Source organism: Streptomyces sp. P9-A2, from assembly GCF_036634175.1.
Taxonomy (GTDB): domain Bacteria; phylum Actinomycetota; class Actinomycetes; order Streptomycetales; family Streptomycetaceae; genus Streptomyces; species Streptomyces pratens.
The window spans coordinates 1301867-1313941 of the sequence record NZ_JAZIFX010000001.1 but is presented as its reverse complement, the minus strand read 5'-3'; the positions used below and the strand labels follow the sequence as shown (position 1 = coordinate 1313941).

Annotated in this window: 10 protein-coding genes and 1 pseudogene; 6 read left to right on the top strand and 5 right to left on the bottom strand. The window is 71.4% G+C overall.

Annotated features, from left to right (window positions below):
• Positions 1-323 precede the first annotated feature (323 nt).
• The 5 genes from argC to V4Y04_RS05880 all read left to right on the top strand — a co-directional run bounded on the left by argC (position 324) and on the right by V4Y04_RS05880 (position 5291).
• Positions 324-1364, top strand: a complete 1041-nt coding sequence (gene argC, locus V4Y04_RS05900) for an N-acetyl-gamma-glutamyl-phosphate reductase (protein WP_332426234.1) — start codon at positions 324-326, stop codon at positions 1362-1364.
• Positions 1361-2512 carry a bifunctional glutamate N-acetyltransferase/amino-acid acetyltransferase ArgJ gene (gene argJ, locus V4Y04_RS05895; RefSeq protein ID WP_332426233.1) on the top strand — a complete coding sequence of 384 codons (1152 nt, stop codon included), beginning with the start codon at positions 1361-1363 and terminating at the stop codon, positions 2510-2512. The genes argC and argJ overlap by 4 nt, the downstream gene beginning before the upstream one ends.
• A complete protein-coding gene (argB, locus tag V4Y04_RS05890; RefSeq protein ID WP_332426232.1) occupies positions 2509-3453 on the top strand; it encodes an acetylglutamate kinase in 945 nt (314 codons plus the stop codon). The genes argJ and argB overlap by 4 nt, the downstream gene beginning before the upstream one ends.
• The gene (locus V4Y04_RS05885; RefSeq protein ID WP_332426231.1) at positions 3450-4658 is read left to right on the top strand and encodes an acetylornithine transaminase; all 1209 of its coding nucleotides are present in this window, start codon (positions 3450-3452) and stop codon (positions 4656-4658) included. The genes argB and V4Y04_RS05885 overlap by 4 nt, the downstream gene beginning before the upstream one ends.
• A gap of 87 nt (positions 4659-4745) precedes the next feature.
• Entirely contained in the window at positions 4746-5291 is a 546-nt protein-coding gene (locus V4Y04_RS05880; RefSeq protein WP_332426230.1) for an arginine repressor, read from the top strand.
• A 94-nt stretch (positions 5292-5385) separates the two neighbouring features.
• On the opposite strand, the gene V4Y04_RS05875 is transcribed toward V4Y04_RS05880, so the two are convergent.
• The 5 genes and pseudogenes from V4Y04_RS05875 to V4Y04_RS05855 all read right to left on the bottom strand — a co-directional run bounded on the left by V4Y04_RS05875 (position 5386) and on the right by V4Y04_RS05855 (position 10537).
• A complete protein-coding gene (locus V4Y04_RS05875) occupies positions 5386-6123 on the bottom strand; it encodes an FAD:protein FMN transferase (protein WP_332432718.1) in 738 nt (245 codons plus the stop codon).
• 55 nt (positions 6124-6178) lie between these two features.
• Complete coding sequence (locus V4Y04_RS05870) at positions 6179-7348, bottom strand: FMN-binding protein (protein WP_332426229.1); 1170 nt, start codon at positions 7346-7348, stop codon at positions 6179-6181.
• Between the two features lie 39 nt (positions 7349-7387).
• Positions 7388-8770: a ferredoxin reductase family protein gene (locus V4Y04_RS05865; RefSeq protein ID WP_332426228.1), complete on the bottom strand. Its 1383-nt coding sequence runs from the start codon at positions 8768-8770 to the stop codon at positions 7388-7390.
• Between the two features lie 165 nt (positions 8771-8935).
• Positions 8936-9514 (bottom strand): annotated as a pseudogene (locus V4Y04_RS05860) (pyridoxamine 5'-phosphate oxidase family protein); the annotation flags it as partial.
• 135 nt (positions 9515-9649) lie between these two features.
• Positions 9650-10537: a hypothetical protein gene (locus V4Y04_RS05855; RefSeq protein ID WP_332426227.1), complete on the bottom strand. Its 888-nt coding sequence runs from the start codon at positions 10535-10537 to the stop codon at positions 9650-9652.
• A gap of 305 nt (positions 10538-10842) precedes the next feature.
• Here V4Y04_RS05855 and V4Y04_RS05850 point away from each other — a divergent pair, with 305 nt between their 5' ends.
• Positions 10843-12036 carry an argininosuccinate synthase gene (locus tag V4Y04_RS05850; RefSeq protein WP_055625922.1) on the top strand — a complete coding sequence of 398 codons (1194 nt, stop codon included), beginning with the start codon at positions 10843-10845 and terminating at the stop codon, positions 12034-12036.
• The last annotated feature ends 39 nt before the right edge of the window (positions 12037-12075 follow it).

Sequence of the window (12075 nt, the reverse complement as noted above, 5' to 3'; positions counted from 1 at the left end):
TCGGCTCGACAGGCCACCGACCCAGCACGTTCACGAAGGCGGGTGAAGGGGATCGAGGGAGACCACGCAGGTCAACCCGTCCAGGCGCTGCCCTGCGGCCGAATGGGACGCACACCCGCGACGAGCCCGGTGCTCATCGGGCAGCTCCAGTGCACGGTCACACCATCGCCTTGCATACCAACCGTCGCGCTCAGGGGCCGACAGGAGTGCTCAAGGGCCGACCATCGCGCTCAGTCACCACACCGGCGCGCGCCGGCAGCCCGCCCCTCATTGCATAAATCTGCGGATATGCGTATAGTCATGCCATCGATGAGGAGGTTTCCGTGAGCGTACGAGTAGCTGTGGCCGGGGCCAGTGGATATGCGGGCGGGGAGCTCCTGAGGCTGCTGCTCGCGCACCCGGGGGTGGAGATCGGCGCGCTGACCGGGAACTCCAACGCCGGACAGCGGCTCGGGAGCCTGCAGCCGCATCTGGTGCCGCTCGCCGAGCGGGTGCTGGAGCCGACCACCGCCGAGGTGCTCGCCGGGCAGGGCCGACGGCACGACGTGGTCTTCCTCGCGCTGCCGCACGGACAGTCCGCCGCCGTCGCCGAGCAGCTCGGGCCGGACGTGCTCGTCGTCGACATGGGCGCCGACCACCGGCTCGCCGACGCCGGCGACTGGGAGACGTTCTACGGCTCCCCGCACGCCGGCACCTGGCCCTACGGCCTGCCCGAACTGCCGGGCGGCCGCGCCGCGCTGGAGGGGTCCAAGCGCATCGCGGTGCCCGGCTGCTACCCGACCGCCGTCTCGCTCGCCCTGTTCCCCGCGTACGCGGCGGGCCTCGCCGAGGCCGAGGCGGTGATCGTCGCCGCCTCGGGCACCTCCGGCGCGGGCAAGGCGGCCAAACCGCACCTGCTGGGCAGCGAGGTCATGGGGTCGATGTCGCCGTACGGCGTCGGCGGCGGCCACCGGCACACCCCCGAGATGATCCAGAACCTCAGCGCGGCGGCGGGGGAGCGGGTCACCGTATCCTTCACGCCGACGCTCGCGCCGATGCCCCGCGGCATCCTCGCCACCTGCACCGCGAAGGCCCGGCCCGGCGTCACCGCCGCGGCCGTCCGGACCGCCTACGAGAAGACGTTCGCCGACGAACCCTTCGTCCGTCTCCTCCCCGAGGGCCAGTGGCCCGCGACGGCGTCCGTCCACGGTTCCAACGCCGTTCAGATCCAGGTCGCGTACGACGAGGCCGCGGGGCGGATCATCGCGATCAGCGCCATCGACAACCTCACCAAGGGCACCGCGGGCGGCGCTCTGCAGAGCATGAACATCGCCCTCGGGCTCGACGAGTCCACCGGACTGACGACGATCGGAGTCGCGCCGTGAGTGTGACGGCAGCAAAGGGATTCACGGCGGCGGGCATCGCCGCCGGGATCAAGGAGAACGGCAACCCGGACCTGGCCCTCGTGGTCAACAACGGACCGCGCCGCGCCGCCGCGGGCGTCTTCACCTCCAACCGCGTCAAGGCCGCACCCGTGCTCTGGTCCGAGCAGGTGCTGAAGAGCGGCCAGGTCGCCGCCGTCGTCCTCAACTCCGGTGGCGCCAACGCCTGTACAGGGCCGAAGGGCTTCCAGGACACCCACGCCACCGCCGAGAAGGCCGCCGAGGTGCTCGGGACCGGCGCGGGCGAGATCGCCGTCTGCTCCACCGGGCTCATCGGCGTCACCCTCCCCATGGACAAGCTGCTCCCGGGAGTCGGGACGGCCGCGGGCCGGCTGTCCGAGCACGGCGGTGAGAAGGCCGCCATCGCCATCAAGACCACGGACAGCGTGCACAAGACGTCCGTCGTGACCAAGGAAGGCTGGACCGTCGGCGGCATGGCCAAGGGCGCCGGCATGCTCGCCCCCGGCCTCGCCACCATGCTGGTCGTCCTCACCACCGACGCCGACGTCGAGGCCGGGGCACTGGACCGGGCCCTGCGCGCCGCGACCCGCGTCACCTTCGACCGCGTCGACTCCGACGGCTGCATGTCCACCAACGACACCGTGCTGCTGCTCGCCTCCGGCGCCGCCGGCGTCACCCCCGCGTACGAGGAGTTCGCCGAGGCCGTACGCGCCGTCTGCGACGACCTCGGCCAGCAGCTCATCCGGGACGCCGAGGGCGCCAGCAAGGACATCAGGGTCGAGGTGGTGGGTGCCGCGACCGAGGACGACGCCGTCGAGGTGGGCCGCTCCATCGCCCGCAACAACCTCCTCAAGTGCGCCCTCCACGGCGAGGACCCCAACTGGGGCCGGGTGCTGTCCGCGATCGGCACGACGAAGGCCGCCTTCGAGCCCGACGCACTCGACGTCGCCATCAACGGCGTCTGGGTGTGCAAGAACGGCGGCGTCGGCGAGGACCGCGACAAGGTCGACATGCGCTACCGCGAGGTCCACATCGTCGCCGACCTGGGCGCCGGTGACGCGACCGCCACCATCTGGACCAACGACCTCACCGCCGACTACGTCCACGAGAACAGCGCGTACTCGTCGTGAACGCCACCCGCAAGCACACCGCCCTGCCCAAGGCGCAGATCCTCATCGAGGCGCTGCCCTGGCTGACCCGGCACCACGGGAAGACCGTCGTCATCAAGTTCGGCGGCAACGCCATGGTGGACGAGGAACTGAAGAACGCCTTCGCCCAGGACGTGGTCTTCCTGCGGCACGCCGGTCTCAAGCCGGTCGTCGTGCACGGCGGCGGCCCGCAGATCAGCGCCGCGCTCGACCGGCACGGCATCGTCAGCGAGTTCAAGGCCGGCCTCAGGGTGACCACCGAGGACGCCATGGACGTCGTACGGATGGTGCTGGCCGGACAGGTGCAGCGCGAACTGGTCGGGCTGCTCAACCGGCACGGACCCTTCGCCGTCGGCCTCACCGGCGAGGACGCGCACACCATCACCGCGACCCGGCACCGGCCCGAGATCGACGGCGAGTTCGTCGACATCGGACGGGTCGGGGAGATCACCGAGATCGACACCGGCGCCATCGAGGCCCTGCTCGCCGACGGCCGTATCCCGGTCGTCTCGTCGATCGCCCGGAGCCAGGACGACCACCATGTCTACAACGTCAATGCTGATACGGCGGCTGCGGCACTCGCTGCTGCTCTGGACGCCGAGACCCTCATGGTCCTCACCGACGTCGAGGGGCTCTACGAGGACTGGCCGAACTCCGACGAGGTGATCAGCCGCCTCACCGCGTCCCAGCTCGAGAAGCTGCTGCCGGAGCTGTCCTCGGGCATGGTGCCGAAGATGGAGGGCTGCCTGCACGCCGTGCGCAACGGCGTGACCACCGCCCGCGTCATCGACGGCCGGGTCCAGCACTCGATCCTGCTGGAGATCTTCACCGACGAGGGCATCGGCACCATGGTCGTCCCCGACGAGGACACCGTGGCCGTACCCGCGCAGGACGAGACACCGCACGCACAGGGGGAGTCGTGAGCAACGAGGAGCTGAGCGCGCGGTGGCGGGGCGCGCTCATGAACAACTACGGCACGCCGAAGCTGTCCCTGGTCAGCGGCGCGGGTACCACCGTCCGCGACGCCGACGGCAAGGAGTACACCGACTTCGTCGGCGGGATCGCCGTCAACGCGCTCGGCCACGCCCACCCGGCCGTCGTCGAGGCCGTCAGCCGGCAGATCGCCTCCCTGGGCCACGTCTCCAACCTGTACGTCGCCGAGCCGCCCGTCGCGCTCGCCGAACGGCTCCTGCGGCTCTTCGGCCGGGACGGCCGCGTCTACTTCTGCAACTCGGGCGCCGAGGCCAACGAAGCCGCGTTCAAGATCGGACGGCTGACCGGCCGGGCCCACATGGTCGCCACCGACGGCGGCTTCCACGGCCGCACCATGGGCGCCCTCGCGCTGACCGGCCAGCCGGGCAAGCGGGAGCCGTTCGCACCGCTGCCCGGGGACGTCACCCACGTCCCCTACGGTGACGCGCAGGCCCTGGCCGCCGCGGTCACCGCGGACACGGCGCTGGTCGTCATCGAGCCGATCCAGGGCGAGAACGGGGTCGTGGTGCCCCCACCCGGCTACCTGAAGGCCGCCCGCGCCATCACGGCCGCCACGGGCGCGCTGCTCGTCCTGGACGAGGTACAGACCGGCATCGGCCGCACCGGCACCTGGTTCGAGTACCAGGCCCACGAAGGCGTCCTGCCCGACGTCGTCACCCTCGCCAAGGGACTCGGCGGCGGGCTGCCGATCGGCGCGACCATCGCCTTCGGCCGCGCCGCGGACCTGCTGCACCCCGGCCAGCACGGCACGACCTTCGGGGGCAACCCGGTCGCCTGCGCCGCCGGACTCGCCGTCCTCGACACCATCGAGAGCGAAGGACTGCTCGAGAACGTCAAGCGGCAGGGCGAGCGGCTCCGCGACGGGATCGAGGCCCTCGGCAACCCGCTGATCAGCCATGTCCGGGGCGCCGGCCTCCTCCTGGGTATCGTGCTCACCGAACCGCTCGCGCCCCAGGCGCAACAGGCGGCTCAGGACGCCGGTTTCCTGGTGAACGCGCCCGCCCCCGACGTCGTACGGCTCATGCCGCCGCTGATCCTCGGGGACGACGCGGTGGACGCCTTCCTCGGGGCGCTGCCCGGCATCCTGGACGCCGTCGGCCGGGCCGCGGACGGGGAAGGACGAGCCGGACGGTGAGCCGGACCACGCACCGGGGCGAGCACCGCACCACAAGCCGAAGAACGCCCCGAACGCCCCAGAGGACGACCGGAGAATGAGACGACGATGACGACGAGCCACGATCAGGACCACGGACAGCCTGCAGGGCCTGCCGTACCGCAGACCCGCACCGCGCGCCACCGCCGGATCGTGGACACCCTCAACCGACAACCGGTGCGTTCCCAGAGCCAGTTGGCGAAACTGCTCGCCGACCACGGACTGACCGTCACCCAGGCGACGCTCTCCCGGGACCTGGACGAGCTGAACGCGGTGAAGATCCGCGACACCGACGGCGACCTCATCTACGCGGTGCCGAGCGAGGGCGGCTTCCGCACCCCGCGCGCACCACTGGGGGAGTCCGCCAAGGAGGAGCGGATGCGGCGGCTCTCCCAGGAACTGCTGATCTCCGCGGAGGCGTCCGCCAACCTCGTCGTCCTGCGCACCCCGCCCGGCGCCGCCCAGTTCCTGGCCTCGGCGATCGACCAGGCCGAACTGCACGACATCCTGGGAACCATCGCCGGCGACGACACCCTCATGCTGATCAGCCGCGACCCGGCGGGCGGCCAGGCGCTGGCCGAGCACATGCTGCGACTGGCGCAGAACGGGAACTGAGCAGAACGGGAACCGAGCAGAACGGGAACGGGGCCGCGCGACGGTGCGCGGCCCCGCACGGCCGGTCCCGGTGTCCCCCGGCACCGGACGGGAGTCATCCCAGCCGGGACGCCAGACCTCCCGTACAGCGCACCTCGTCACCCGCGGTGATCAGCAGCGCCTCCACGTCGGGCAGCGTCTCCAGCCACGCGAGCCCTTCCCTGGACCCCATCGCGAAGGCGGCCGTGGCCCAGCAGTCGGCCCAGGTCAGCCGGGGCGCCACCACCGTCACCGCGACCAGGTCGGTCACGGCGGAGCGGCCGGTGCGCGGATCGACGATGTGATCACCGCGCTCGGCGGTGCCCGAGGTGGCGACGGCCAGCTCGTCGGTCCCGGCGGCGGAGACCACGGCCGCCAGGCCGCCCGGACGGAGCGGGTCCGCCACACCCACCCGCCACGGCCGACCGGCGCCCGGCGTCCCCAGCAACTGCACGTCACCGCCGCCGTTGAGACTCACGCCGACCGCCCCGGCCTCCGCGAGCCGTCGCGCGGCCCGCTCGGTGGCCCAGCCCTTGACGATGCCGGTCGGGTCGAGCCCGCCCCGGTAACGGGTGCTGAACCAGCCGTCGCTCACCCGTTCCGCCTCCGCGGCCAACTCCAGCACCTCGGCGACCTCGGGGTCGCACTCCCCGACCGTCAGCTCGCCGCGCGCGAGCCGCGAGATCTGCGAGTCGTCCCGGTAGGTGCTGAACACCTCGTCGACGCGGCGCAGTCCGGCGGCCGCGTCCTCCAACGCCGCGTGCACGGCGGCGGGTTGCCCGCCGCGGACGTCGAAGGAGAAGACGGTCCCCATCGTCTCCTCCGTACGACGCACCGCGGCGGGAGCCTGTGCGGACTCGGCCACCGTCTCAGCCACCGGCCTGGTCCAGCGCGGACTGCAGCGACTTCTTGTACCCGGCGCTGGTGTACGTGGCGCCCGACACGGCGTCGATGTCCGCGCCGCCGGTCTTCACGACGGCCTGGTTGAGCCTCGGGACGGACTGGTTGGTGACCCGGTCGCTCTGGCCGCCCTTGGGGGCCTGCACGGCCTCGGCCTTGGTGATCTTCCCGCCCTCGACGGTGATCCGGACCTGCACGGCTCCGTACTCCGTCTGCACCGCGTCACCGGTGACGGCGCCGTCCTTGAGGGCGGCCGGGGCGTTCCCCCCGGCTCCGTCCTGCCCGCTCCCGGCGGAACCGCTGCCGGCGGACGCGTCCGCGGCGGAGCCGCCACCGCTCTCGGCGGCTTCGGCCGCTCCGGCGGCTTTCGCCTTGTCCAGTGCGGACTGCAGGGACTTCTTGTATCCGGCGCTGGTGTACGTCGCGCCGGACACCGCGTCGATCTCGCCGCTCTGCGCGGCGACCGCGGCCTGGTTGAGTTTGGGTACGGCGTTGGCGTTGATCTGGTCGCTCTGGCCGCCCTTGGGGGACTGGACGGCCTCGGCCTTGGTGATCTTCCCGCCGCTCACCGTCAGGCGCACCTGCACCGCGCCGTACTGGGTGTCGGCCGCGTCACCGGTGACGGTGCCGTCGCCGAGGGCCTGCGCGCTCCCCGCGCCGCCCTGCCCGTTCCCGTTCTCGGCCGCTCCGGCGGCTTTCGCCTTGTCCAGTGCGGACTGCAGGGACTTCTTGTATCCGGCGCTGGTGTACGTCGCGCCGGACACCGCGTCGATCTCGCCGCTCTGCGCGGCGACCGCGGCCTGGTTGAGTTTGGGTACGGCGTTGGCGTTGATCTGGTCGCTCTGGCCGCCCTTGGGGGACTGGACGGCCTCGGCCTTGGTGATCTTCCCGCCGCTCACCGTCAGGCGCACCTGCACCGCGCCGTACTGGGTGTCGGCCGCGTCACCGGTGACCGTGCCGTTCGCGATGGCCTGGGTGCCGCCCTGCGGGGACTGCGCGGCCGCGGGCGGGACCGCGCCGCCGGCCGCGTCCGCCGAGCCCTGGTCGGAACCGGGCTTCAGCGTCAGCAGCAGCACGATCCCGGAGACGGTGGCTGCGGTGGCCAGCACGGCACGCCGGACGGGGTGACTCTTCCTCATCGCTTCTCAAGCTCCTGATGGGTGTGGATGACCCGTCGCTCACATCTCGAACGACTCGTGGTGGATACGGCGGGCGGGGACCCCGGCGCCGCGCAGTGCGTCGTAGACCGACTGGGCGAACCCGGGCGGGCCGCACATGAAGACGTCGTGGTCGTCGATGTCGGGGATCTTGCGGCGCAGACTGTCCGCGGAGATGTCGGGGCGCTCCCCATCGGGGCTGTTCACCGCGTACATCAGACGGGCGCCGCGCTCGTCGGCGATCTTGGCCAGCTCGTTCCACAGGGCCAGGTCATGCGTGGTGTTGGCCCGGTAGAGCAGGGTGATGTCGCCGGAGCCACCGGGCAGCGTCTCGAACAGGGCCCGCATCGGTGTGATGCCCACGCCGCCGGCGACCAGCAGCACCTTGCCGCGGCTGCGGCGCTGGGCGGTCATCGCCCCGTAGGGGCCCTCCGCCCACACCCGGGTGCCGGGCTCCAGGTCGCGCAGCCGGGAGGTGTGGTCGCCGATCGCCTTCACCGTGATCCGCAGCATGTCGGGACGGGGCGCCGCCGACAGCGAGTACGGGTGGGAACTGAACCGCATCCCCGGTGCCAGGAACCGCCAGCGGAAGAACTGCCCCGCCTCGGCGCCGATCCGGTGCAGCTTGCGCCCGCCGATCAGCACCGACACGATGCCCGGCGTCTCCTCGATGACCGCCTCGACCCGCATCCGGTGACGCAGGTTCAGCCGGATCGGGGTGAGCACCCGGTACCAGAGGACCAGCGCGGTGACAGCGCCGTAGAGCCCGTACCAGAAGGTCTTCGCGGACGGCTCCACGGCGAACTCGTTGCCGGTGGTGATCTGGTGCCAGAACGTCAGGTACATCGCCGCGTACGTCAGCAGGTGCACGTGGTACCAGCTGTCGTACGGCAGCCGGCGGCGGACCGGGCCGATCGAGAGGAAGGCGATCACGAACAGCAGACCCGTACCGATGGCGGCCTTGCCCATGTCCGGCAGCTGATCGACCGAGGTGATCGTCTGCTGGACGATGTCGCCGAGGGTCTTGCCCGCCTGGAGGGCGTAGCCCCACATGATGAGGAAGACATGGGCGATGACCAGGCTGACGGTGTAGCGGCCGCTCATCGCGTGCCAGCGGGCGACCCGGTCCGAGCCCACCCGGCGTTCCAGTGCGGGCACCCGGGCCATTTGCAGCACCACGAGGGCCATCAGATAGCCGGCCAGGAGGCCGGTGATACGGCCCGCGGCGATGATCCGGCCGGTGGTGTCCGAGATGGACGGTGTGTTGTTCCACCACAACCACAGCACGGCCACCGCGCCCGCCCCCACGGCGAGCAGCAGGGGCACGGCTGGGGAGCGGCGCGGACGGATGCGGCGCATCGTCTGGCGGCGGGCGGCACGTCCGCCTGCGAGCGTGGTGGTCACGGTTCCTCCGTGGGACTTGGCCCTTGACCCACACATACGTGCCGTGACCCGGGAGCGTTCAGCGATACCGCGGAGGTGGGACGGACTTTCGCAGCAGGCCTAAGACGCGTCCGGGGCCGCGGCCTTCCGGGGCGCCGGAAGCTCCGGGCCCGGGCCCGGCTCCGGCGACGGGGGCAGTGGCAGGGGCAGCCCGGGGAGGCCGTCGAGGCTCGTCGCGACGTGTTCCTTCTTGGTGAAGTACGCGTCCAGCGAGGCGTCGTCCTCGCGCGCGAACCGCTTCCCGTGCAGGTCGCGGTCCGCCTCGTACGCCATGAAGGGGACGGCGTAGCCGCAGGTGTCGCGGATGAGGTCGGCGGTCACCACGACGATCGCGCGCAGGCCGTGGGCCGTCGGGTCGATGCCGGGGAAGCGGGCGAGCAGTTCCACGAAGCGCGGGTCGTCCCGGAAGACGGGCTCACCGCGGCCGTGCACGCGCACGATGTTGGGCGGCCCCTGGAAGGCGCACCACATCAGGGTGATGCGGCCGTTCTCCCGCAGATGGGCGATGGTCTCGGCGGTGGAACCGGCGAAGTCGAGGTATGCCACGGTGAGTTCGTCGAGAACCACAAAAGACCCGGTGAGGCCCTTGGGCGAGAGGTTGACCGTGCCGTCGGCGGACAGGGGCGCGGTGGCGGTGAAGAAGACCGGCTGCGCCTCGATGAATGTACGCAGGCGGCCGTCTATGCGCTCATAGGTTTTTCCCATGGTCACCGAGTATGAACGCCATTCGTTTGCCTGTCTAAGGATTTCGACGGCCGACGCGGGTTCCGGGCAGAGCCGGGGACCCGCCCGTGGCCGCCCCGGCCGGCGTGTCGCGGGGCGGCCACGGTGCCTGTCACGTCACTTCGTGAGCGTGCAGGCGGCCAGGGAGTCGAGTCCGGCGGGGCGTTCGGCGGTGCGGCCGATGGCGGTGGCGATGCGGTTGATGGCGGCCACGCGCTTGTCCTTCAGCGGGCCGAGGATGGCGTTCTGGACGAAGTTGGGTCCGCCCTGGCCGACGGTGTCGACGAGTCGCCGGTTGGCCTCGGCGATCTGGGTGTCGAGCTGGCCGAGGTTGCGGTCGACCTCGGCCTGGGCGGAGGCGGGGATGGCGGGAAGCTCCGGCGCGACGTCGGGGCAGCTGATCGTGCCCGCGCCTGCGTTCCCGGCGTCGTCCGCGCCGTTCCCGCTCTCCTGGCCCGCGTCGCCCTGGTCCGCCCCCTGACCGGCACCGTCGGCGGGCGGGGTGGCGGCTTCCCCACCGCCGTCGCCGCCGGCCTCCCCGCCCGTCTCCGCCGCGCCTTCCGCGTCGAGCGTGCAGGCGGCCAGGGAGTCGAGTCCGGCGGGGCGTTCGGCGGTGCGGCCGATGGCGGTGGCGATGCGGTTGATGGCGGCCACGCGCTTGTCCTTCAGCGGGCCGAGGATGGCGTTCTGGACGAAGTTGGGTCCGCCCTGGCCGACGGTGTCGACGAGTCGCCGGTTGGCCTCGGCGATCTGGGTGTCGAGCTGGCCGAGGTTGCGGTCGACCTCGGCCTGGGCGGAGGCGGGGATGGCGGGAAGCTCCGGCGCCACGTCGGGGCAGCTGATCGTGCCGGGCCCCGCGAGCGTCCGGACGTTCGCGTCGTTGCCGTCGGACGACTCGCCGGCGAGAGCGGATCCGGCGATCACCGCACCGGACAGCGCCACCGCGGCGGCGCCGCCGATGAAACCGACGCGACGCTTGCTGTACTTCGGAAGGGCCCTGGACATGCGAATGCCTCACTCGGGTCGGGGATGGTTCGGGGTTGCGTGGGGGAGGGCCCGTGGGGGAGGGCCCGGATGTGCCGACGCGGCGCCTGCGTCCGGCGGGAGGTACGGGAAAGCGATTACCCGCGTTCAATCACACGCCGAATCAATCCCGGGCTCCGCGCACTCCGTACGGAGGACTCCGTACACTCCATGCGAAATCGACCCCTCCGGTCGGAGTCAGGCCTTCCGGATGGAGTCGGATTGACGAATCATGCATCCTCCTGCATACTCATGCATGTCAGCGAATGCACTGTAAGGAGAATCCCGTGACCGAGCGCGTCGTACTCGCCTATTCGGGCGGTCTGGACACCTCCGTCGCCATCGGCTGGATCGCCGAGGAGACGGGCGCCGAGGTCATCGCCGTTGCGGTCGACGTCGGCCAGGGCGGCGAGGACCTGGACGTCATCCGCAAGCGCGCGCTCGCCTGCGGTGCCGTCGAGGCCGAGGTCGCGGACGCCAAGGACGAATTCGCCGACGAGTACTGCCTCCCGGCGATCAAGGCCAACGCCCTCTACATGGACCGCTACCCGCTGGTCTCCGCGCTGTCCCGGCCGACGATCGTCAAGCACCTCGTCGCCGCCGCGCAGAAGCACGGCGCCACCACCGTCGCCCACGGCTGCACCGGCAAGGGCAACGACCAGGTCCGCTTCGAGGCCGGCATCGTCGCCCTCGCCCCCGACCTGAGGTGCATCGCCCCGGTCCGTGACTACGCCATGACCCGCGACAAGGCCATCGCCTTCTGCGAGGCCAAGGGTCTGCCGATCGCGACCACGAAGAAGTCGCCGTACTCCATCGACCAGAACGTGTTCGGCCGCGCCGTCGAGACCGGATTCCTCGAGGACATCTGGAACGCGCCGATCGAGGACGTCTACGAGTACACGCAGAACCCCGCCGTGGCGCGCGAGGCCGACGAGGTCGTCATCACCTTCAAGGAGGGCGTGCCGGTCGCCATCGACGGCAAGCCCGTCACCGTCCTCCAGGCCATCCAGCAGCTCAACGAGCGCGCGGGCGCCCAGGGCGTCGGCCGGATCGACATGGTCGAGGACCGCCTCGTCGGCATCAAGTCCCGCGAGGTGTACGAGGCCCCCGGCGCCATCGCGCTGATCACGGCCCACCAGGAGCTGGAGAACGTCACCGTCGAGCGCGAACTCGCCCGCTACAAGCGCCAGGTCGAGCAGCGCTGGGGCGAACTGGTCTACGACGGCCAGTGGTTCTCCCCGCTCAAGCGCGCCCTGGACGGCTTCATCACCGAGGCCAACCAGCACGTCAACGGCGACGTCCGGATGACCCTGCACGGCGGGCGGGCCGTCGTCACCGGCCGGCGCTCCGAGTCGTCCCTGTACGACTTCAACCTCGCCACCTACGACACCGGCGACACGTTCGACCAGGCGGCGGCCAAGGGCTTCATCGACATCTACAGCCTGTCGTCGAAGATCGCCGCCAAGCGCGACCTCGCCTGACCGTCCGACGAACCGTCACGCACTACTCTGACACCGCCT